Source organism: Vallitalea okinawensis, assembly GCF_002964605.1.
In the GTDB taxonomy this organism is placed as follows: Bacteria; Bacillota; Clostridia; order Lachnospirales; family PQDH01; genus Vallitalea_A; species Vallitalea_A okinawensis.
Window position 1 is genome coordinate 1 of record NZ_PQDH01000002.1, and the last position, 23,592, is coordinate 23,592.

General features: G+C 33.5%; 25 protein-coding genes. 3 read left to right on the top strand and 22 right to left on the bottom strand.

Annotation, left to right across the window (positions count from 1 at the left end; translation table 11 throughout):
* Nucleotides 1-295 precede the first annotated feature (295 nt).
* Nucleotides 296-442, bottom strand: a complete 147-nt coding sequence (locus C1Y58_RS26360) for a hypothetical protein (protein ID WP_157949959.1) — start codon at nt 440-442, stop codon at nt 296-298.
* Between the two features lie 413 nt (nt 443-855).
* On the opposite strand from C1Y58_RS26360, the gene C1Y58_RS05155 reads away from it, so the two are divergent.
* The 3 genes from C1Y58_RS05155 (at nt 856) to C1Y58_RS05165 (ending at nt 2,110) form a co-directional block, all read left to right on the top strand.
* Entirely contained in the window at nt 856-1,128 is a 273-nt protein-coding gene (locus C1Y58_RS05155) for a hypothetical protein (RefSeq protein ID WP_105614947.1), read from the top strand.
* Between the two features lie 77 nt (nt 1,129-1,205).
* A complete protein-coding gene (locus C1Y58_RS05160; protein ID WP_157949960.1) occupies nt 1,206-1,544 on the top strand; it encodes a DUF805 domain-containing protein in 339 nt (112 codons plus the stop codon).
* Nucleotides 1,545-1,612: 68 nt separating this feature from the next.
* Entirely contained in the window at nt 1,613-2,110 is a 498-nt protein-coding gene (locus tag C1Y58_RS05165; protein ID WP_105614949.1) for a hypothetical protein, read from the top strand.
* A gap of 3 nt (nt 2,111-2,113) precedes the next feature.
* On the opposite strand, the gene C1Y58_RS05170 is transcribed toward C1Y58_RS05165, so the two are convergent.
* From C1Y58_RS05170 to C1Y58_RS05275, 21 genes are all read right to left on the bottom strand, one after another.
* Complete coding sequence (locus tag C1Y58_RS05170; RefSeq protein WP_105614950.1) at nt 2,114-2,374, bottom strand: hypothetical protein; 261 nt, start codon at nt 2,372-2,374, stop codon at nt 2,114-2,116.
* 623 nt (nt 2,375-2,997) lie between these two features.
* The gene (locus tag C1Y58_RS27330) at nt 2,998-3,357 is read right to left on the bottom strand and encodes a DNA cytosine methyltransferase (protein ID WP_105614952.1); all 360 of its coding nucleotides are present in this window, start codon (nt 3,355-3,357) and stop codon (nt 2,998-3,000) included.
* A 240-nt stretch (nt 3,358-3,597) separates the two neighbouring features.
* Nucleotides 3,598-3,927: a DNA cytosine methyltransferase gene (locus tag C1Y58_RS27335; RefSeq protein WP_105614953.1), complete on the bottom strand. Its 330-nt coding sequence runs from the start codon at nt 3,925-3,927 to the stop codon at nt 3,598-3,600.
* Between the two features lie 80 nt (nt 3,928-4,007).
* Entirely contained in the window at nt 4,008-4,187 is a 180-nt protein-coding gene (locus C1Y58_RS05190) for a hypothetical protein (RefSeq protein ID WP_105614954.1), read from the bottom strand.
* Nucleotides 4,188-4,244: 57 nt separating this feature from the next.
* On the bottom strand, nt 4,245-5,090 hold the full coding sequence (locus C1Y58_RS05195; RefSeq protein WP_242985341.1) for a polysaccharide deacetylase family protein: 846 nt from the start codon (nt 5,088-5,090) through the stop codon (nt 4,245-4,247).
* Between the two features lie 91 nt (nt 5,091-5,181).
* On the bottom strand, nt 5,182-6,000 hold the full coding sequence (pdaA, locus tag C1Y58_RS05200) for a delta-lactam-biosynthetic de-N-acetylase (protein WP_105614955.1): 819 nt from the start codon (nt 5,998-6,000) through the stop codon (nt 5,182-5,184).
* 30 nt (nt 6,001-6,030) lie between these two features.
* On the bottom strand, nt 6,031-6,294 hold the full coding sequence (locus C1Y58_RS05205; RefSeq protein ID WP_105614956.1) for a YlmC/YmxH family sporulation protein: 264 nt from the start codon (nt 6,292-6,294) through the stop codon (nt 6,031-6,033).
* 44 nt (nt 6,295-6,338) lie between these two features.
* The gene (gene sigG, locus C1Y58_RS05210) at nt 6,339-7,112 is read right to left on the bottom strand and encodes an RNA polymerase sporulation sigma factor SigG (RefSeq protein ID WP_105614957.1); all 774 of its coding nucleotides are present in this window, start codon (nt 7,110-7,112) and stop codon (nt 6,339-6,341) included.
* Nucleotides 7,113-7,262: 150 nt separating this feature from the next.
* The gene (sigE, locus tag C1Y58_RS05215; protein WP_105614958.1) at nt 7,263-8,006 is read right to left on the bottom strand and encodes an RNA polymerase sporulation sigma factor SigE; all 744 of its coding nucleotides are present in this window, start codon (nt 8,004-8,006) and stop codon (nt 7,263-7,265) included.
* A gap of 61 nt (nt 8,007-8,067) precedes the next feature.
* Nucleotides 8,068-8,961 (bottom strand): sigma-E processing peptidase SpoIIGA, encoded by an 894-nt coding sequence (gene spoIIGA, locus C1Y58_RS05220; RefSeq protein ID WP_105614959.1) that lies wholly within the window; start codon nt 8,959-8,961, stop codon nt 8,068-8,070.
* A 239-nt stretch (nt 8,962-9,200) separates the two neighbouring features.
* Nucleotides 9,201-10,295, bottom strand: coding sequence for a cell division protein FtsZ (gene ftsZ / locus C1Y58_RS05225; protein WP_105614960.1), 1,095 nt, complete (start codon nt 10,293-10,295; stop codon nt 9,201-9,203).
* A gap of 155 nt (nt 10,296-10,450) precedes the next feature.
* Nucleotides 10,451-11,212, bottom strand: coding sequence for a cell division protein FtsQ/DivIB (locus tag C1Y58_RS05230; protein ID WP_157949961.1), 762 nt, complete (start codon nt 11,210-11,212; stop codon nt 10,451-10,453).
* A 35-nt stretch (nt 11,213-11,247) separates the two neighbouring features.
* On the bottom strand, nt 11,248-12,501 hold the full coding sequence (murA, locus tag C1Y58_RS05235) for a UDP-N-acetylglucosamine 1-carboxyvinyltransferase (protein WP_105614962.1): 1,254 nt from the start codon (nt 12,499-12,501) through the stop codon (nt 11,248-11,250).
* A 126-nt stretch (nt 12,502-12,627) separates the two neighbouring features.
* Nucleotides 12,628-13,866, bottom strand: coding sequence for a putative lipid II flippase FtsW (ftsW, locus tag C1Y58_RS05240; RefSeq protein ID WP_105614963.1), 1,239 nt, complete (start codon nt 13,864-13,866; stop codon nt 12,628-12,630).
* 4 nt (nt 13,867-13,870) lie between these two features.
* Nucleotides 13,871-15,229 (bottom strand): UDP-N-acetylmuramoyl-L-alanine--D-glutamate ligase, encoded by a 1,359-nt coding sequence (murD, locus tag C1Y58_RS05245; protein WP_105614964.1) that lies wholly within the window; start codon nt 15,227-15,229, stop codon nt 13,871-13,873.
* A 10-nt stretch (nt 15,230-15,239) separates the two neighbouring features.
* On the bottom strand, nt 15,240-16,190 hold the full coding sequence (gene mraY / locus C1Y58_RS05250; RefSeq protein WP_105614965.1) for a phospho-N-acetylmuramoyl-pentapeptide-transferase: 951 nt from the start codon (nt 16,188-16,190) through the stop codon (nt 15,240-15,242).
* Nucleotides 16,187-17,608 (bottom strand): UDP-N-acetylmuramoyl-tripeptide--D-alanyl-D-alanine ligase, encoded by a 1,422-nt coding sequence (locus C1Y58_RS05255; protein ID WP_105614966.1) that lies wholly within the window; start codon nt 17,606-17,608, stop codon nt 16,187-16,189. The genes mraY and C1Y58_RS05255 overlap by 4 nt, the downstream gene beginning before the upstream one ends.
* Nucleotides 17,609-19,063 (bottom strand): UDP-N-acetylmuramoyl-L-alanyl-D-glutamate--2,6-diaminopimelate ligase, encoded by a 1,455-nt coding sequence (locus C1Y58_RS05260; RefSeq protein WP_105614967.1) that lies wholly within the window; start codon nt 19,061-19,063, stop codon nt 17,609-17,611.
* 74 nt (nt 19,064-19,137) lie between these two features.
* Nucleotides 19,138-21,081, bottom strand: coding sequence for a penicillin-binding transpeptidase domain-containing protein (locus C1Y58_RS05265; protein ID WP_105614968.1), 1,944 nt, complete (start codon nt 21,079-21,081; stop codon nt 19,138-19,140).
* Between the two features lie 224 nt (nt 21,082-21,305).
* On the bottom strand, nt 21,306-23,081 hold the full coding sequence (locus C1Y58_RS05270) for a peptidoglycan D,D-transpeptidase FtsI family protein (protein WP_170311528.1): 1,776 nt from the start codon (nt 23,079-23,081) through the stop codon (nt 21,306-21,308).
* Between the two features lie 27 nt (nt 23,082-23,108).
* A complete protein-coding gene (locus C1Y58_RS05275; RefSeq protein WP_105614970.1) occupies nt 23,109-23,579 on the bottom strand; it encodes a hypothetical protein in 471 nt (156 codons plus the stop codon).
* Nucleotides 23,580-23,592 lie beyond the last annotated feature (13 nt).

A 23,592-nucleotide genomic window follows, 5' to 3' on the forward strand; every position in this document is an offset into this window, starting at 1 on the left:
TTGCTTCAATTATGTATTCTTTTATTTCTTTATTACTAGGTATTTTAAGTTGACTTATGCTCATAGTAGTTCCTTTCATAGTAAGTACTTAATTATTACAGGTTATTATGTTAAATTATAACATAATAAGTAACTAATTTTAATACTTTGTATAAAAAAGAATACTAACAATATTTTATCAAATTATCGTCACTAACTTTTTATTTAATGAACTTGACATCGAATGTATGTTTGTGTATTGTGAATATATGGAAGGTGGTATAAATGAAGGTATTAAATAAACCTATTGACGTTATTACTTGGACAAAAGAAAATCAAGAATTTGCTGATAACTATAACCACCAATCGCTTTGGCTACTATTTTACAAGCTTGTTTTAAACTTTTTGCAGCAACAACACCATCTAACCCGTCAATAAAATAATAAATATTTATTTTCTTCAATGCTGTTCTCTCCCTTCATTAAACCGAACTTTTCCGCACTTTTCCACTTGTACGTATCATTCCTCTATGCTATAATCCTCCTGAATCAAAGCAAAGGAGTTAATACATATGTTAAAAAGAACTATTATTATTTTACTCCCTTTTATTTTTCCACTTGGTTGCCTAATATTTATGTATTCTAGTCCAAATATCTCAGGTTATTATTACTCTGCAGTATATGGGCTTACAATTGTATTAACTATAGTGTCATGGATATATTCCAGTAAGAAAATTAAAAATAAGTATATCGCAATCAGTCAATTTATACCGCTTTATGTTTTATTTTATTTTTAATTCTGCTTTCATTATTTCTCATCCTTCATCCAAGCGGAAATACGGTTATCCACTAAAGATTATAAACTGGAGGTACTTTGATGAACTCTAAAAAGATTAGCTTAATTATATTACCTTTTCTATTTCCACTAGGAAGCTTATTGTATATGTACAATTACAATGGTACTGCTCCATTCTATAATCTAATTATTATGTTTATAGTTTCAGCTCTGGTCACTTTAGTTATATCTATAAAGATGATTAGAAATGTAGTAATTAGATTAATTCAAGTTATCATACTAGGTATTTTTCTTTACCTGCCAGCAGTAGGCTTACTTTTTAACTATATTGACTGGACTGGCTTTCCAGATTAGTTCTCTAATCTGGACTTTACTTACCATATTTTAGATGTTATAATTATTTCAAAACTTTACAAATGAGGATGTTGTTCATGATAACCCTACTAACTAAAGGACGTATTACTCGCTTTGAGTATATTAAATTTATGATAATGTTTGGAATTGTATCATTAGCAAATAAATCAGCTTATTTATATTTAGTTGATCATGAGGCTTTTATCTATATAGTAATGTTACATATATTCGGTTCAATCTGGGCAATAGGTTTGTTCTCAGTAGTAATTCGTCGCTTACATGATTTAGATCAATCAGGTTTTTTGATGCTCTGTCTAGCATTACCACACTTTAATTATTTATTTTTGTTTCTCTTGTGTGTAATTAAAGGTAATTCCGCCTCCAATAAATATGACTATTATCCAATACTCTACTAAAATACATTTTTTGCTAATATATTAAACTCTCACTTATGATAAACTTAAAAACAGGATGGATGGTATGTATGAAATTGAAATTCACTTCTAAAAATAAGTTTTACCTTTGGTTAATGGGTATTGAATATAGCGGATTAAAAAGTTTATTTCTAATTTTTTTTACTGGTGCTCAGATCCCTTATCTTGAATCTGATAGTATACATAAACCAGGATCACAATACCTAACTTATATTTGTGTAGCTGTAACTGTTCTATGTACTATATACCATCTATACAAAGTTTTTAGCATCATTCTCATATCAAAGAATTGTAAATTAATAAAATGTAACCTACATACACATAAAAGATATAAACGTAATCATACTAATTTAGAAAAGTATTCTTTCAGGTGCAAGTATCAATTTACTATCGATAATATTGATTACACTTCAGAGAAAATTTCTAGTAAATTACATAGTGCTGAGTGGGTAGTATATGAGATTGATGACCCTAAATGGAATTTCATCTTATCCACTATTCCTTCAGTTTCTGTATCTGAGATTCATAAACTAAATAACCTAAATTAATCTTTAGTTAATGAAGTCTGTCCAGACCTTAACTTTTTCTTGGTTGCAATCAATATCCCATCTATCCTTTCCACAATTCTTAGAATTAGGACAATATCTTTTTGCATCATAGTTCTTATATGGACAAGTGTTCTCATTTCTTTCTAATAAGGCTTGTATAATATAATCAATAAAGTATTCTTCACTATCATCTGTTTCAAGATCTCCTGTGTCTGTTAAGTCAAAAAGTAATACATGTACAGCCTTTTTGAACTTATTCGCCATAACAGTTCTCTCCAATCTTTAAATTATGATTTAGTACTCTCCACACCCTTCAAATGGTCATATAATTAATTATTAAAGAGTGGTTTACAAATGAAGACTTTTATAAAAATTATTTTGTATTTAATCAATATGGTACTTTACTACTATTGCATATTTGTTTTGCCAAAATTTAACACGATTATAACTGTTATCGTTATTTTCTATATATATTAAAAAAGATGAAGAAACAGAAAAACTTGATAAACATATCGCTTATGTCCTACTAGGCATTTGGTATATTACTGCCATTGTTTCCACAGTAATTACATACCTGAAGTAAGATTAAATCGCTATTGTTGCAAAACAGATTATTATGTTGTAAAATGTCATTATGCAATTACGTTAACGAGGTGCTTTATGAAAAAACTCAGACATTTAATACTAAAAAATAAATTGAACTTAATTACGTATTTAATAATTTTTTTAACTTTCTATTTAGATCAAGTGCAATCTGTAAATAGCGATATAGTGATAACATTAATAATTATCGCATTTTTATTATTAAGTTATAGTGCCTTTACTTTTATTCCATTTCTCACTTCAAATGAACATAATAATCAGAAACAAGGTAAGTAAACTAATATTTACTGAAGCTTCTTTGCTATCTCATAAATCACATTCACAGTTACGCTGTTACCGGCCTGTTTGTATAATAGAGAATCACTATTTACTATTACAGCTCTTTCAAATAATTCATCAGGAAAACCTTGAAGTCTAAAACATTCTCTAGGGGTTAATCTTCTAATCCTAGCGTTATGTAATACCCCTTGATTACAACTGGTATCCAATGTATTAGCAACACCTTTGCCGACTCGTCCTCTTCTCGTTTTACTATTAGGTGCTGATAAATTTATACTGTCTCCTCTTCTTGCAATATCAAAACCTCTACTTGTCGCTTGTTTAATCATTACTCCATGCTTATCTTGTGCTGTTAAAGTAAACATAGGTTCTCCAGCGTCTTTAATCCGTCTTCCATTTTGTCTTTTTTCTTCTCAATCAGGTGTTAATACAGGTTGAACGATTAAATCCATATCTGAGTGATTACCAGCACTGTGACCACCTGCAGTTAAACAACTAGCTCTTGGTTACCTCCACCACAAGAATTCAATGTTGGAGAAATGCCATTAATTGAATAGACTCTTTTACATAGATCATGACCATTTATACCTTCTAACTTGCCGACTCTAATATAAGTGTTTGTTGCTTTTCCATTGATAGGAAATACTTTCAAGGAAAAGACATTTAGGTTTTCGTACTCTCGCCAATCGCATGATTTCAAAGAATAAAGTTCCTCTTGTATCTTCAAAACCTCCTCTATTTCCAACAATGCTGAAAGCTTGGCAAGGAAATCCTCCGCAGTAAACTTCGGTATTGGGCAAATCCCAGGGTTTAACTCTAATAATGTCATCTGCATACCATTCATCCTCTCTTGATAGATGCATTGCGTTATAACTCTTATTAGCAAACTTATCTATTTCACAATGTCCTAAGCATTCATGACCGGCCATTTCCATCCCTAATCTGAAACCTCCGATTCCTTATAGACACTTTGTTGTGCTTCTTTTTTTATATTTTTTTGATACCATACTCCATCTCAGAGTATTTTTTTGATTTGTTCAAAGCAATTCATAATCTCGTTAACATCTTCTTCTTCATCACCTGATATAATTCCATCAGCAGTTATATCCATAAGTTTTTCCTTTGCATCTTCAATATTTCGTGTATCTCTTTGTATCTGAACTGCTAACACTGAAATTTCTTTTTGATCTAACAAGTAGTATATTTACTTGTAAAAATCGAAAAAGACACCAACTAAATGTCGATGCCTTTCCTATTCATTCAACTCTACTTCATCACAATTTCTTTCCATGGGATTAATGAATCCGTTTTCTCTTTCCTTGGCTTCTTCTGTTTTACATTGTCGTCCTGTATGATCTATATAGTAGTCTTCTCTCATTATTAACTCCGATATAGGAACAAGTTCAAATCCCTTTTCTCTTAGTCCTTTAATAATTTCATCTAAAGCATCAGCTGTGTATTTAGCATTATTGTGAAACAATATAATAGATCCATTTCTTAACCTATCACTTTCTACGACTCGTTTGTACATATCCTCCTTACCGTATGCACGCCAATCTAAGCTGTCCACATTCCATTGTATGGTATAGTAACCACATCCCCTTGCAACATCAACTACGGCATCGTTATAAGCTCCATAGGGTGCACGAAATAGCTCCATATCGATATCTAGTAATTCTTTAACTAAATCATGTGGTCCCATTATCTCCTCTTTTATTTGTTTACGATTCAACCGATCCATCTGCGGATGAGTATCACTGTGGTTACCAATATCATGACCCGACTCATAGATTTTCTTAACTTCATCAGGATATCTTTCTATCCAGTTAGAAACTAAGAAAAAAGTAGCTTTTACTTCATTACGATCTAGTGCTGCCAAGATATCATCAGTATCATCTGCTCCCCAAGCTGCATCAAAACTAATTGAAACCTCAGGTCTTTCTGTTTCCACACAATAAATTGGTAGATCTTTTTTAGCTTTAGCAGCTTCAACCATTTCACCACTGTTCCAAGGCATAATAGCTACCCCAAGAACCATAATTAAAATCGCTACAAAAAATAGTATGACTGTCTTTCTCCCTATTATATAAACTTTCACTGAAAGTTCCTCCCACCAATCTATCTTTCTATAAATTGTATTCAATTAAAAGGTTATCCAATACCATATTATTCAATGAATGTTTATATTTCTAGAAATCTAACTCCTTAAGATATTCTAAACTCATAAAGGTATACCCTTCATCTTTCCAAATCGTAATCAACTCATCTAAGATCTCACTATTTGTTTGAGAATTACTATGAAGTAATACTATTGCACCTGGATGAATTCGTGGTAGTAGTTTAGAAAAGGCGTATTGGTGAGATGGTTGATTATCGTCATACCAATCTACATAGGCTAAACTCCAAAATACTGTTGTGTAACCTAATTCTTTAGCTTGTTCTAAATTAGTTTCATTGTACTTTCCTTGTGGTGGTCTGTAGTACCTTGGCATCTCTTCGCCTATTAATTCACTATACATCTCCTCAACATCTTCTAATTCCTTTTTAAATTTGTTAAAGTCATTTATTGCCGACATTTTAGGATGAGTAGCTGTATGATTAGCTACTATATGCCCCTCTTCAACCATTCTCTTTACTAAATCCTCATTATCCCGGATGTAATGTCCTACGAGAAAAAAAGCAGCTGGAACATCATGCTTTTTTAATGTATCTAGCAAATCCTCTGTATAACCATTTTCATATCCAGCATCAAAAGTTAGGTATATAACCTTCTCTTCTTCATCCCCTACATAATAAGCGTTATATTGCTCTAAGTACTTTTTATCAGCATTTCCATCAGGTTGTTCACCTTTATCCCCATAATTCAATCCCCACTCTGATGCTTTCAAGAGATTCTCAGAAATTGCATTAATAGTTCTTTTAGATATAGGGATCAGTTGTATCACTAATATTACTATTAACGTAATGATAATAACATTATAAACTTGGCTTGTTATTTTATCATTCATAATAAGACTCCTCTATGCTAAAATATTATTTTAATACTCCGATTCAATAAGGCACTTTTCGATATCCAAATCTACCAAAATAATATCCTCTCCAATTTTTTTTATGGCATCCCATTCAATCTGATATTCCATATCTTTCCCAAAGAAGCCTAACATTTTCCCTGGTCCTGGTACAATTATTTTGATTAATTTGCCTTCATCTAAATCTATTTCAATATCGCATATGTAGCCTAAACGACTTCCGTCTCTTGTGTTAATAACTTCCTTTTGCTTCATATCATAAATTCTTACCATGAAAAAACACCTCCTGCTATATTTCTATGCAGAAGGTGCGATGCTTATAAATACTTTCTCATTTGTTTTAAAGCTGACTTTTCAATACGAGAAACCTGGGCTTGAGATATACCAATTTCGTCTGCTACCTCCATTTGAGTTCTACCTTTAAAAAATCTTAGATTAAGAATCTTCTTTTCTCTCTCGTTAAGTCTTTTTAACGCTTCTTTCAATGCTATATTCTCCAACCAACTAGAATCTAAGTTTTTATCATCACTCAGTTGATCCATAACGTATAATGCATCTCCTTCTTCGTGATAAACAGGCTCAAATAATGAAATTGGATCTTGTATGGCATCTAGTGCAAAAACAACATCTTCTTTTGGCATTTCTAATTCCCTAGCTATCTCTGTTATGGTTGGTTCCTTAGAGTTCTCTTTTAAGAGCTTTTCTCTAGCTTGTAAAGCTTTGTATGCTGTATCTCTTAAAGACCTACTGACTCTAATTGCATTATTATCACGTAAGTATCTTCTAATTTCACCAACTATCATTGGCACAGCATATGTTGAAAATTTAACATTTTGTGTAACATCAAAGTTATCAATTGCTTTAATTAATCCTACACACCCTACTTGAAAAAGATCATCAACGTGCTCTCCCCTATTGTTAAACCTTTGAATAACACTCAGGACTAGACGTAAATTACCTTTTATATATGCAGCTCGTGCGATATGATCCCCTTGTTGTATTCTTGAAAACAATACTTCTTTTTCATCATTAGTTAATACTGGAAGTTTTGAAGTATTAACTCCACATATTTCTACTTTATTCGATAACATAAAACTCCCTCCAGTAATCATTTAGTATTTCATCCGGTATATATAAATGATTTCCAGAGGAGATTTTATTTATACATATTTAAGATTAATAAAGGTAGAATAATTGCTAACATTTTTTACCACAACTAATCTTTTACTATATATCCTTATTTAGAGCATTCTATTAATTTCTTTTTGGAGCCTTCTAATTATTTTTTTCTCCAATCTTGAAATATATGATTGTGAAATCCCTAACATATCTGCTACCTCTTTTTGAGTTTTTTCTTCACCTGTTTGATTCAAACCAAAACGTAACATAACTATGGTTTTTTCTCTATTACTTAGTTTTTCCATTGCTTCATTTAAGAGTTCGCGATCAATTTCATCCTCAATTTTTTTATATATGATGTCGTTATCTGTCCCTAAAATATCTGATAGTAGTAATTCATTTCCATCCCAATCAATGTTAAGAGGTTCATCAATTGAAATTTCGGTTTTCATCTTATTCGTTCGTCGTAAATACATAAGTATTTCATTTTCGATACATCTAGAAGCATAGGTTGCTAACTTTATTTTTTTATCTGGTTTAAAAGTATTAATAGCTTTAATAAGTCCGATAGTACCAATACTAATTAAATCTTCTACATTAATGCCTGTATTTTCAAATTTTCGAGCAATATAAACAACTAGACGTAAATTCCTTTCGATTAAAATCGATTTAACTCCAATATCTTCTTCAGAGCCTAATTTGCCAATTAACTCGGCCTCTTCCGAAGCCTCTAATGGTGGTGGTAAAACTTCACTTCCACCTATGTAATAAATATCTTGGTCCTCAGAATGAATATGTATAATTTTTCTGATTCGGTTTAAGAAATATTTCAGTTCATCAAGAGAAAACTTTGCAAATACCCCCATAGAATACCTCCTTTAGTCTTATAAATCTTTTAGGAATTTTACTATCATTAGGCTTAATGCCTTATTCAACTAATGCTGGATGGATTAATGCGTTATAAGTACCATCTTGAGCTAAATTTTTATCTGATATGGCGACAATTACATCCTCTATTTTCTTGGTCTGTTGAGTGTCGTAAAGAATAATTTGATCTGGTTTAAAACCAACTAACAGACCATTATTCTTTCCAATTGATGTGAAGGGTATTAAACGCAGTCTAGACTTTAAATCCGATTGGGCAGCTACGCTTGCTAAAAGTTCCAAATTATAATCACTATTTTTAGAAATAATGTATAAAAGATCCTTTGGAATAATATCTTTGAATTGAGAGGATTCTACGATGACAACTGGCATATTAGTTAATGGGTCTACTAATGAGTTGCCTGTATCAACGAGTCCTTTAATCCCAATATTCTTCTCATTAATCATAATATCCATCGCATATAGTTTTCGTCTCGTTAATAAAAATTTGCCATACCAACTAACAAAAAACTTAATAAAGATATAGCTGACAATAATGGAACCCAGCAGTAGATTGATGGATAAATTATTCAGTTGAAAGATAAACATATTGCCTACAATACTTCCTAGATTGGTATAATAAAAAAGTGCAATACCCGTTCCTCCAATACATACAGCTACAAGATAGGTCAATAACCACAACTTAATGAAATTCTTAATATTACGAAATTTAAAACTAATAGCAATCATTCCAACAGTAATGAGAACATAACCTATAAAATTATAAAGTTCTTTAGGTACAAAAACTAAAAGACACATTGTAACTGCTCCAAATAAAGCTCCTAACAATAATCTTCCTTTTTTACTGTTTTCTTTTGATATGGCGTTAACTACCCAAAGAATGATAAAGTCCATAATCAAATTAATTAAAAATAAGACATCAAAATAGATTTCCATATCAACGCCTCCTAGTGCATTACTACAAAGTAGCTACAGTACGTCTTCCTTCATAGTTAGTTCGTAAGAAAGACAAGAAATTATGAAAGTCAATGTTAACGCATGTGAGTAATAAATATAAAGCTTATTCTCAATTTATATATTACCATATATTGTAAGTTATTTTTGTCATATTTACTGATGAAATAAAAAAAAGATGTGACATAAATTCACATCTTTCTATGTATTCACTTCAAGTATTATCTTTTTTTTCTTTGTAAGAACAAAGGTATATCAATTGAAGCATCTTCTTTTGTCTCATTTTTAACAGCTGGTTGCTGACCTACTCTATCTGGTTTGCTTGTAGCTGTTACAACTTGATCAATAGCTCCATTGCTGTCAGGTTCATCAAAACCTGTTGCAATTACAGTTACGATAACTTCATCATCTAAAGATTCATTAATAGCTGTACCGAAGATAATTTCAGCATCTTCATCAACAGCATCACTAATTAAGTTAGCTGCTTCATTTGCTTCGAATAAACCTAAATCTGATCCACCACAAATATTAATCAGCACACCTTTTGCACCATTAATAGTTGTGTCTAATAACGGACTAGAAATCGCCATCTTTGCTGCTTCTTCAGTTTTGTTCTCACCTCTAGCATGTCCTATCCCCATATGAGCGATACCTTTATTTGACATAATCGTACGAACATCCGCGAAATCAAGGTTAATAATACCAGGATTATAAATCAAATCCGAAATACCTTGAACACCTTGTCTAAGCACGTTATCTGCCATTTTAAACGCATCAATCATAGAAGTTTTCTTATCTGCTACAGTTAATAACTTATCATTGGAAATCGTTATTAAAGTATCTACATTCTTCTTTAGTTCGTCAATACCTCTTTCAGCATTTAACATTCTCTTTCGACCTTCAAAACGGAAAGGTTTGGTTACTACACCAACTGTTAATATACCTAATTGTTTTGCTAATCTAGAGATAACTGGCGCAGCACCTGTACCGGTTCCACCACCCATACCTGCAGTGATGAAAATCATGTCTGCTCCTTCTAGGAACTTTGTAATATCTTCTGAAGATTCTTCAGCTGCTTTTAATCCTACATCAGGATTCGCACCTGCTCCTAATCCTCTCGTCAACTTGTCTCCAATTTGAATTTTTGCTGGGGCTTTTGATCTAGCTAGGGCTTGGTGATCAGTATTAACAGTAATAAATTCAGCACCCACTAATTTATCTTCTATCATACGATCAACTGCATTATTACCACCGCCACCAACACCTATGACTTTAATCTTTGCTGCAACATCATTACTAACATCGAATTCTAACATGAGGGACCCCCTTATCTTATGGTTTTTTTCATCCCAGAAATCGCCAAAGGCTTTTTCTTCATTTATTTTAAAGGGTTAGTAAATGGACTGAGAAAGTTCTAACATATTAATAATATCTTCTTTTGACAAATAAATCAACACTTAGTTGCGTATTTTTATGACTTTTTGAACGTAATGGGCTGATTTAGCTCACTAACATCCAAAATACCTCTCAGTTTTTCAACTTCCTTTAAAGCTTGAACGATAATATTTACTTTTTTATTCATCTCTTCTGTAGAACCAAATAATATTTCTACATCCTTTGTATAAAGTTTGATCTTGGTTACATTACTACAATCAATTTTTATAATGTCATCTAATAATTCATATTTAACTAGATGGGATATAAGTTGTACCAACTGTATAAATAGTTCTTCGTCATTAGCATCTAAAATTGTATTCATACCAAATCCATCAAGATCAAGGCCTGTTATAATGGGAACATCTTCATCAATAAACAAACTTGTATTGATAACTCGTCCCTCTTTGTCGATGCAAAGATATGTTCCAAGATACGGAACATATCCAACGACTTCTCTTTCGTCTACCTGAATAGATATTTCATTGGGAAAATCTAAGTTGATAGATAGATTACTTATATAAGGACTTAATGTTTTATCGTTATAAAATACATTTTCTGCAATAAAAAAGAATACGTTTGTCTTGCCATCTATTCCTAACATCTTTTTGATGTCGTCATCTGAAAAGTAAGTGTTTCCTTCAATATTTACAGTCTTAATAGCAAAGACCGGTGCAGTCAAAATAATTATCAATGATAGCGTTATAATTAGCATAAATAATAACTGATAAATTGATCTTTTTCTTTTTTTAATTTTATTACTTTTTTTCTGTAGTTTTATTATTTTTTTATCCGGCATTTTTTCACCTAACCTCATGTACACTACGCTTATTCTTAAGAATAAAAATGAATATCAGCTCCAAGTTGGCTGAGATCTCTTGCAATGTCCTCATAACCTCTTTCAACATGAATTGAATCAAGAACCGTTGTCACACCATCAGCTTTTAATCCAGCTAACACTAATGATGCTCCTCCTCTGAGATCTTTTGCAATCACCTCTGTTCCAAAAAGGTTATTAACACCTTTAATGATGGCAGTACGTCCTTCCAGTTGAATATTAGCTCCCATACGGATAAGCTCTTCAGCATGCTTATATCTGGATTCAAAGATATGCTCTGTTATAACACTAGTGCCACTACTGACAGTGAGCACTGCCATTGTCTGCGCTTGCATATCTGTCGGAAATCCTGGATAGGTTTGGGTTCGTATTACATCTACTGGATTAATCTGTTCTGGAGCAGAAATTTTAATACGCCTACCACCATATCTTAATTCACATCCCATCTCACGAAGCTTTGACAACACAGAATACATATGATCTTTTTCTACATTGGTCAATGTTATCTCACTTCCTGTAATAGCTGCTGCCATCAGATAGGTGCCTGCAACAATACGGTCTGGAATGACATTATATTCTGTAGAATATAGTTCTTTAATACCATTAATGACGATTTTATTCGTACCAGCTCCACGTATGCTAGCTCCCATGGAATTCAAGAAATTCTGGAGGTCGACTATTTCGGGTTCTTTAGCAGGATTATAGATAACTGTATTTCCTTTACCAAACACTGCTGCCAACATAATATTCTCCGTAGCACCAACACTTGGAAAATCTAATGTAATCTCATCACCTTTAATCTTTGATGCTTTACAGTAGATGTAACCCTGTTTTTCTTCTATTTGAACCCCTAATTGTCTTAATGCTTTTAAATGGAGATCAATGGGTCGATGTCCAATAGAACACCCCCCTGGATAAGATATGATGACTTCACCATGTCTGCCGAGAATAGATCCTAATAAAATAATAGAAGATCGCATTTCTCTAACAAGCTCTTCCGGAACCTTTACTTGGTCCGCTTGAGATGAATCAATAATTAGTGTATTCTTATCTTTCTTTACTTTACAGCCTAATCTTTCAAGTATGGTAACCATTGTATCAACATCTTTGATGTTTGGGCAATCATGAATAATACTCGTATTATTATTTAAGATCGTAGCTGCAAGTATCGGTAATACTGCATTTTTTGCGCCATGAACTCTTAATTCCCCTTCTAATTTGTTACCACCAGTCACAACAAATTTGCCCACTTATGAAAACACCTCCTGGCATATTCAGGAATTAGACTATATAATATAATATTCATCTTCCTAAAAGTTGTTACTAAGCTCGTTTTCAGCTATTCACAAAAAATTTGCATCCAGGAGGTATATGTATTACTCCTTTGAATATCGCGATATATTAAGTAATATCCCCATACTGATCATTAGAAATAATAAGGACGATCCCCCATAACTAATGAATGGTAATGGCATTCCTGTAACAGGTATGGTATTCGTATTAACTGCTACATTAATAATTACCTGTACAGCAACTTGCGTAACCGCACCAGCTGCCATTAAAGAACTACACAAATCCGGCGCATTCATGGATACTTTAATTCCTCGCCAAATCAGTATTAAGAATAACATGAGTACTATCGCAGCTCCAAAGAGACCTAATTCTTCACATATTATTGAGAAAATAATATCATTATGTGCTTCAGGAATGAACCCCCTCTTTTGCATGCTCTGTCCTAAACCTACACCAAATAACCCTCCTGATCCAACTGCATAAAGTGACTGAATGGTCTGGAAACCTCCCCCTAAAGGGTCTGACCATGGATTAAACCAAATCTGAATACGATCAATACGATACATAAGATCTTCAGCCATTTTTGACAATCCTGGTATATTCAATAATGGCAGTAGTAAGAAGAATGCACCTAAACCTGCAACAGGTACAAACATAGCAACTATTCTCCTTAATGGAACTCCAGATAAGAATATTAATGCCATTCCTATACTCATTACTACTATAGCAGTTGATAAGTTCTCAATTGCTATTAAGAGTATCGGGATACCTATTAAAACAAGTGACTTAAGCAAAAAATTCCACGACTTTACTTGCTTATAGTTTTTCGACAAATAAAATGCCATAAAAATCATCGTTGCAACCTTTGCCAATTCTGATGGCTGAAATCCTAAAGGTCCTACTATTTCTATCCAGCGCTTTGCTCCATTAATTTCTTTCCCTATTAGCAATACTAGAACAAGAAAGAAATTTGACATCACATATAAAGGCAAAGCAAATCTTTTAAGCAGCTTATAGTTGAAATTCATCATGAAAAACATGACGCCAAAACCAACCATCAGCCACATCAATTGACGCTTAAAAAAATGCAAACTATCTGCAAATTTATTATAAGAGTAATAATAGCTGGAGCTTGTAATCATAACAATACCAACAAAGCTTAATAAGATAATTGCAGTTAATAAGGTAAAATCACATTGATGTCTTTTAACCGCCACTGCTTCACGTTCAACGGCTTTTTCCTTATACTTGAACTTATATTTCTTTTTTCTAGGCTTTTTTCGATAGTTACTAACAGCTGTCTTTCTCAGCTCTCTGCTCACCTTCTCACCCCTTTAAATCAAGAACAAGCTTTTTGAACAAATCCCCTCTTTCTTCAAAGCTATTAAACATATCCCAACTTGCACAAGCTGGTGATAATAGCACACAATCTCCTTTATCTGCATACATATAAGCTTTTGATACAGCTTCCTCTAAATTATGTACCTTAATAACTTTTGAAAAGTCTATCTTCTTAGCTGTAGAAATGATTTGATCTGCAGTTTCACCAAAAACAATAAGTTGCTTAACTTTTCCTTCAAACCCGTTTACCCAATCAGTAAAATCGCTGTCCTTATCCATCCCTCCGCCAATTAAGACCGTCGGCCATTGCATTGCATCAAGACCTTTGATAGCAGCATCTGGATTAGTAGCCTTGGAGTCATTATAATAACGAACACCATTTATAGTTGAAACATATTCGATACGATGTTCTACAGCTTCAAATTGAATGAGTTGCTCTCTTATATGATTAATTGGTATACCTGCGTAAAAACAAATTGCAACTGCTGCCATAGCATTTTCTACACTATGGCGACCAAGTATATTGAGATCTTCAACTCTACAAACTTCTGTTTTCATTTCACCTGTAGATAACATTATATGGTTATCTTTAAAATAGACTCCCTCGTTTAACTCCATCTCATAAGAAAAGAATATTACTTTCGCTGGTGACTCTTTTGCCATCTTCCGACATTCTAAATCATTATAATTAAGAACACATATATCTTCATTACTTTGATTTCTAAAGACATTCTTCTTCGCTTCTATATAATTCTCAAGGGTTTTATGACGATTTAGGTGATCTGGAGAAATGTTCAAAACTGCACTTACTCTACACCTAAAGTCCTTAATGGTTTCTAATTGAAAACTACTTAATTCTGCAACTGCAAAATGTCCTTGATCCAGCTTATCCAATTGGCTTGTGAATGGAATCCCTATATTTCCTACGATCTGACTGCCTGAATCATATGAAGTCACAATTTGACCTACTAAACTTGTAGTAGTCGTCTTACCATTTGTACCTGTGATGCCAATAATATCACTTTTACAGAATTGATAAGCTAATTCTACTTCACCAATAACAGGTATATTAACTTGCTTAGCTTCTTTAATAAAAGACAAGTCAGTTGGTACACCGGGACTTAGAATCATCAGTTCAAAATCAAGTAAGTTATCAATATTTTTCTTGCCACATTGAATGGCAATTTCATACTTCTTTAATTCTTTAATTGATTCCTCTAACACTGTCTCATTTTTTGAATCATATACAGTAACATGAGCTCCTTGTTTCTTTGTAAATATAGCAGCACTTATCCCGCTTCTTGCCATACCAATAACAAGAACTCGTCTATTCCTTAGTTCCATGTCATGCCTCCTATAAAGCTAGTAAACCTACCAAGCAAAGAATAGCAGTAATGATACAAAAAACTGCTACTACTCTAGACTCTGGCCAACCACCTAATTCATAGTGATGGTGTAAAGGTGCCATTCTAAAGATACGTTTTTTTGTCATTTTATAATACCCTACCTGAATGATGACAGATAGTGCCTCTAATACATAAATTAAACCTACTATCAATAAGAATAATGGCATGTTCAGCATAAAAGCAGTGGCTGCTACAAATCCGCCAAGTGCCAATGAACCTGTATCACCCATAAACACTTTAGCTGGATAGGTGTTAAATAATAAAAACCCAAGTAAACTCCCCACCGCTGCTGCAGTAATTGGAACTACTCCACTTTGTTCCCCCCAACTTACTACTGCAAAGAAAGTAGCAACTAGAACAGTAATTCCTGAAGCAAGACCATCTAGACCATCTGTTAGATTAACACTGTTGGTTGTTCCAATCATAACGATAAATAAGAATGGAATAAACCATACGCCTAAATCAAATGAGATCCCAGTAAATGGAACAATAACTTCCGTACTAACATCTGTATAGTTGAGTAGCAAATAGCCAAAGATAGCTGTCACCAATATCTGTGCCAGTATTTTTTGCATTGCTTTAAGTCCTAAAGAACGTTTCATAACAACCTTTATAAAATCATCCAAGAATCCAATAATACCAAAGCCAACTGTTGCTACTAATATTGGAATTATTTCAGGACTAGAGCCAATAAATAACAGGGATGCTAATACAAAACTTATTAAAATAACAATCCCACCCATTGTTGGCGTTCCTGCCTTTTTTAAATGTGCTTGTGGTCCATCATCTCTAATATATTGTCCAAAGTTTAATCTTTTCAATAAAGGAATAAAAATTGGACATAAGATGATATGTATGATGAATGCTGCGATTGCAGGAAAAATCAGTGTATTGATCATCTTGTCACCTCTTTTATCTTTTCAATTATTTCCTCGAAATGCATACCTCTTGATGCTTTTAAAAGTATCGTGTCGTTTTCTTCAATTATGTTATCGATAGCAGCAATTGCTTGCTTTGTATTTTCAAAATAGATTATATTATCTTTTTTCTCTTGATAGCTTTCTTGAATATATGTAGCGTTATCTCCAATTGCTATAATATAATCTAAGCAAAGAGAAGCTGCTTGCTCTCCCACTTCCCGATGACCCTTCTTCGCAAAGTCACCCATTTCGAGCATATCACCTAAGAATGCTATCTTTCGTCCTATTGTTTCTAATTCGTCTAACGTTTTTAATGCTGCTTTCATACTATCTGGACTTGCGTTATATACATCGTCAATAATGGTTATATTTTTCCCACATTTATAGGCATTTAAACGCTTTTCTGTGGGGATATAAGACTTCAATCCTGCTATAATCTCATCAAGGGATAGACCTAAATCAAATGCAATGGCTATACCTGGTAGTAAGTTATATACTAAATGTTTACCTAAGCAACCTAAGATTACTTCAAATTCTCCTTGGTTATATACAACTTGAGTATGTAACTTAGATATTATACCATGATTTTCTCGAATAAGATAAGAAGTAATATCTGTTCCCTTATAATCAGCATCTTGATTAATACCAATTGTGATAGTCTTCATATTCTTTTTCATAGCTTTTCTGATAATGGTCTCATGATAATCATCGTCATTATTGATAATAACCTTACCATTTTCTTTTGCATAGGTGAATATTTCACATTTAGCCTTGCAAATCCCGTCACGACTACCAAGATTTTCAATATGAGAAACACCAATATTTGTAATAACTGCATAGTCAGGACGTGCTATTTTACTGAGCAATTCAATTTCGCCAAAATGATTCATTCCCATTTCTAAAACAGCTATATCATGATGTTCTTCAATATTAAATACTGTCAAAGGTAAACCAATATCATTATTGAAATTACCTAACGTCTTTAGTACATTGTACTTACCACTCAAACTGGCAGCTATCATATCTTTGCATGTAGTTTTGCCAACACTGCCAGTAACACCTATTACCTTGATGTCAAAAAGCTTAATGTACTCTTCTGCTAGATCCCGTAGTGCTTTTTTTGTATCTTCTACCTTTATATAGATTCTTCCTTTTGATGGTCTCAGATCTTGATGACACAGGAACACCTTGCAACCATTGACAGCTGCAGCATCAATATAGTCGTGTCCATCAAAACGCTCCCCTAGTATAGGTATAAACAAACTATTTTCAGTCGCTTTACGAGAATCTGTACAAATTTCTTCTATTAATATTGTATTTAACTCATTGTTATTTATGCTACTAATTATTTGACCATTTACAAATTTAATAATCTGTGCTAAGGTTAATGCCTTCATTTATTGTGCCTCCAAAAAATCTCTTACCACTTCAACATCATCAAAATGGATTTTTGTCTTTCCGATTATTTGATAATCTTCATGACCCTTCCCAGCTATTAATATAATGTCACTTTTTTTAGCTCTTTTTAAAGCATGAGTTATACCTTCTTTACGATCTACAATCTTAGCATAACGGCATCCAGTCTTAATAACACCAGGTTCTATTTGATCGACGATTTTATCTGGGTCTTCTGTACGAGGGTTATCTGAGGTAACAACACAATATGTTGAATACCTACCCGCAATTTCGCCCATAACGGGTCGTTTACTACCATCTCGATCACCACCACAGCCAAAAACTGTTATTATCTCATTAGTAGCGAACTCTTTTATAGTTTCCAGGACATTTTTTAATGCATCCGGTGTATGAGCATAATCGATTATAGCATAGAAACCATCCTTTGACTTAACAGTCTCAAATCTGCCTCTAACTCCTTCTACAGCATTTAATCCTTTTTGAATATCTACCCAAGACATTCCAGCTAAATAACAAGAACCTGCAGCTGCCAAAGAGTTATAAACAGAAAACTTTCCTGGTATAGCCATGTTAATCTCAATAGCCTCATCAAGATATCTTAATGTATAACTGATACCTTCTGCAGACATTTTAACATTTTCAGCTTTAAAGTCAGCATCATTGTCGATACCAAAGGTATATTTTTTACATGTTGCGTCCTTCATCAATAGCTCTACATGAGGATCATCAATGTTGAATAAACCCTTATCACACATTTTGAATAACATTGCTTTAGCATTTAAATAATTTTCCATTGTATGATGATAATCTAAATGGTCTAATGTTAAATTTGTGAAAACACCAACATTATAATGGGTCCCGTATACTCTGTGTAAATCAAGGGCATGTGATGAAACTTCCATAGAAACAACATCAACACTTTCATTTTTCATGTCACGTAATAAATGTTGTAGTTCAAAAGCTTGTGGAGTAGTATGTATGGCTTCTACTCTTTTATTACCAATTCTATTTTCTATTGTACCTATTACACCAGGCTTTTCTCCCATCATCTCAACAATCTTAGCTACGAGATTAGTGGTTGTTGTCTTGCCATTTGTGCCTGTTATACCTATCATATTCAGTTCTTTGGATGGTTCATGATAAAATTTATTGGCTATAATTGCCATAGCCTTACCTGTTTCTTGCTCATCAACATGAACAATTGTAATATCTTCTGAAATACCATCTATAGGCTTTTGAACCATGAGTGCTGTTGCTCCAGCTTGTATAGCTTGATTTGCGAAATCATGTCCATCTACAGTTAATCCTTTTATACAAGCAAACAAACCTTTTTCTTTTATTCGACGATTATCATATGCTAAATTAGTTACATCAGCCTCCATGCTGCCTTGTAGGCATTTATATTGTACACCTTCAAACAGTTGTGCTAACTTCATATTTCCCATCCTCTCATATCTATGATTAACCCCCAAAAGTAATTTTTCAAGGTCTCTCTTGCGACTTAATCTTCTTATTGTACGTAAACAATAATTTTACTGTCTTTATTAATCTTCTCTCCGGGTAATGGAAATTGCTCTATTATTATATCACCTTCTCCTAATATCTCAAGAGTAACTTTATCATCTTGTAACATTTTTTTAATATCTTTCACCTCTTTATTTACCAAGGAAGGAACAACATAATCTCCAACGCCATCCATTTCCAATTCTGTCGCAGTATATTTTGGTTCAATACCCAAATAAGGTAAAATATTTTCAAACAATTCTTTTACAACTGGAGCTGCTACAGTACCACCATAATATATTCCGACTGGTTCATCCACAAGTAACAATGCCATAACTTGTGGATTATCTGCTGGAGCAAAACCAAGAAATGATGATATATATTTGTTACTACTTCTAGGAAGCTTTTCTGAAGTCGCAGTTTTACCACCAATTTTATATCCAGGAAGGTATGTTCTCCTTCCCGTACCTTCAGCAACAACACTTTCTAAAATATTAGTCATTGTCTTTGAAGTTGCTTCAGATATAGGACTATCTTCCGTTGGGTATTCAAGAACTTTTACAACTTCGCCTTCTGGTGTGGCGATAGCAGTACCAAAGTGTGGTGTTATCAATTCTCCACCATTGACAATCGCTGCACCAGCTCTCAATAATTGCATTGGCGTAATTTGAAAAGATTGACCAAATGAAGTAGTCGCCAATTCTACCGGACCCACATTCTTCACATCATGCATGATACCAACAGCTTCACCTGGCACATCAATACCAGTTTTCTCATTAAAACCGAAACCTACCATATAATCATAAAATGTTTCTGGTCCAAGCCGTTCTCCTAAATCCATAAAGACAGGGTTACATGAATTCTGCACGCCTTCTATAAAGGTTTGTGTACCATGTCCCCCTGCCTTATGACATCTAATTCTTCTATCTGCAACAATTCGAAATCCTGGGCAACTAAATGTATCATCTAATGCTACAACACCTTCTTCAATTGCTGATGATGCAGTTACTATTTTAAAAGTAGATCCTGGTTCATAAGTATCATTAATAGCGAAATTCCGCCACATCTTATTAAGATAATCGAACTGTTGCTCATTAGTAAGTCCAGACCAAATCGCTTCTAATTCAGGATCGTTTATGGTGAAAGGTTCATTTAGATCAAAATCTGGTTTATTAGCTAATGCGTAGATTTCACCATTTTGTGGATTCATAACTATTAATGTACCCCTTGTTGCTTCCTTTTGATCTAGAACTTTCTCTAAAAGTTGTTCAGCATACTGCTGTATAATAACATCAATACTGATGTAAAGTTCATTCCCAGGTATTGGATCAATACGTTTATCCGCTGTGTTTTCAATTTCAATACCCCTTGCATCTGTTTCAGTTAATATTTTTCCTTTAATGCCGTATAAATATTTATCGTATTTGACTTCTAAACCAATAATTCCTTGATTATCTTTACCTACAAATCCAAGAACTTGTGAAGCCATATTACTAAATGGGTAATAACGCTTATAATCTTCATCAATCATAACACCACTGAGATTTTCAGCTCTAATAGCGTTAGCTATTTCGATATCTACACCTGTCTTAATACGTTCTAAAGCAAGATTTCTATTAACCTTTTCTAGTACAGTATCATAATCCATGTCTAACTTTTCTGAAAGAATCCTAGCTACTTCTTCTGGATCATCAATTTGATTATGTATGACGCTTATAGTAGCTACAGATGCACTTTCAGCTAAAGGCACGCCATTTCTATCATAGATAGTGCCTCTTTTGGGTTGAATATCTCGTTCTCTCATATGGAGTTCATCTGCTAAAAGTTTTAGATAATCCCCTTTGAAAATTTGCAGATAAGCAATACGGCCAATTAAGCCAATTATCATAAAAGTAAAAATACATAAAAAAAATAAAAGTCTCTTTTTATTTTGCAGCATAACCTTTTGCATAGAGAACACCTTTCATAAAGCATAAATATAAGAATTGGTTATAGATCGTCCTTCTGGTCACCTGCGACACGCTTAAACCATACTGTTGAGATATGAAGTAATAAGGAACGAGGAACTGCTCAAAAGGATATATTCATCCTCCCCAATTCAGTTATGCATATAGTATTATTACTATATTTTATTTATGAAAGGTGCTCGTTATGCTTCTGGTTAATATTAGTTAGTTAGTTTGTAGTCGTCATTTTTGGGTAAACACCCATATAGGGTAGTATGTACTCATATATTTCTTTCGAAATTTGTACTGGAAGTCTACTTCCAAGTTCAATCTGATCTTTTGGTTCATCTAAAACAACTAGCATGATAACTTCTGGATCATCAGCTGGAGCATAACTTAAAAAACTAACTGTATAGTTTTCTACATCACGATCACCTTTTTGAGCTGTACCTGTTTTACCAGCAATATCATACCCTTCTATCTGCGCCTCTTTTGCAGTACCAAATTCAACAACGTCTTCCATTGCAGTACTTACTTTATCAGAGGTTTCTTCTGAAATGACTTTTCTTACTACTGTTGGCTCTACATCCTCAATGACCACACCTGCCTCATTAACAATTTGCTTGACGACATGGGGTTCATAAAGGTAACCGCCATTAATAACTGCGGCATTTGCAGTTATTAACTGAATAGGAGTTACGTTAAACCCTTGCCCAAAAGACGTTGTAGCCATCTCTGTCGGACCTAAAGTACTTGGTGTATAAACCAAAGGTGCGCTTGAAAACTCACCTATCAAATCAATATCTGTAAGTTGACCAATACCAAAGGCTTGCTGATAGTTATAATAAATATCAGGATCTAATAACTGGGCAATCTCCATAACGGCCACATTACAAGATTCAGCTAATGCTTCTTTAACGGTTAGTTCACCGTGCCCAGCATCTTTCCAGCAACCAATAGGTATACCTGCCACATATTTTTGGCCTGGACAATAAAATGTAGTGTCCATATTAATTAAATTCTCTTCTAAAGCGATAGCATAAGTCAGTGGTTTATAGGTTGAGCCAGGCTCAAATGAATCGGATACGTTAAAATTCCGCCAAACGCTATAGAGTAATTGATTTTGTTCTTCATAGGATAATTCTTTATAAGGTACTTCACCATAATAACCCATGATATCATCCGTATCATTCAGATTATAAGAGGGATAGTTAGCCATGGTTAAAATTTCACCCGTATGTGGATCCATAATGATGATTCCCGCTTGTAGAGGTTGTTGTTCTTCTACATAACGATAGAGAACCTCTTCAGAAAAATGTTGTATGGTTTCATCAATCGTAAGAATTAAATTATTACCATCAACTGAAGGTATGTATTCCTCAACAATCATTCCATTTGGACTAGCTACCATAAGTTGGCGACCTGCTGCCCCTTGAAGCCATTCATCATAAGTTTCCTCAACACCCCAGTGACCAGTTTCTCCACCCTCAAATCCTATGATATGAGCTGCCAATTGATCATTTGGGTAAACTCTATCTGTGGTCTCCTCTAACCAAACACCAACAATCTTACCTTCATTAATAGATGTGCGAAGCTCTTCAGATTCTTCTAAAGTAATACTTTTCTTAATAATCTTATATCGACTACTGGGGTTGTTCTCCAATAAGGCTTGAAGTTCATTCCCAGAGACCCCAGTTAACTCACTTAAATTATTGATTGATTCTATTATCTTGGCATCTTCATATGTATACATAATAAAGGGATCTAAGATAACATGATATACTTTTGTGCTATAGGCTAATAGATTGTTATTCCTATCAAGTATGGACCCACGCATCGGGGGGATGCTATGATCAATACTCATAGTTTGATTAACAACTTGTTTACCATATTCTTCTCCATAGGCATAAATAATAAAACCTACTTGGTAGAGAAGAAATCCACACGATAGTGTAAATACTAAAAGAAGTACAAATAAACGCATTCTAATATTCTTAACTTCCATTCTACTCATACCCTTCAAAGACTATTTCTATGGCTTAAAACTAAGTTGAATTCTTTTTTTAGATTCTTTTGGGGCTTGAAGAGGTTCAGAGTAACTTAGATTAGCTAAAGTAATATACTTTACTTGACTGGTATCTGGATTACCCATTCCCAATTCCCCTGTTGCTTTATTATAGATATAATCTAAATCATTTACCTTCTCTAACTGCTCAGTCAATAATAAATTCTCTTTTGCAATGTTGTTTAAATCTACTTGGAGGGTCTCTATATCTGTTTGCTTGGTGCTAATAAATGATGAACCAACTACGTAGACTAAGCCTAGAGAAAAGGCATAGACAACAAATCCTAAATAGAGTAATTTAGATTTTAGGATATCATAGTTGACTCTTCTAACGACCTTCTTCTTCCTAACAACTTTTCTCTTTCTTTCTGGTTGTCTAGAAGGTTGTGTTGCTAAATTTCCATAGGAGTAATATTCATTTCTTCTTTCCTCTTCCATTGTCTCACCTCTA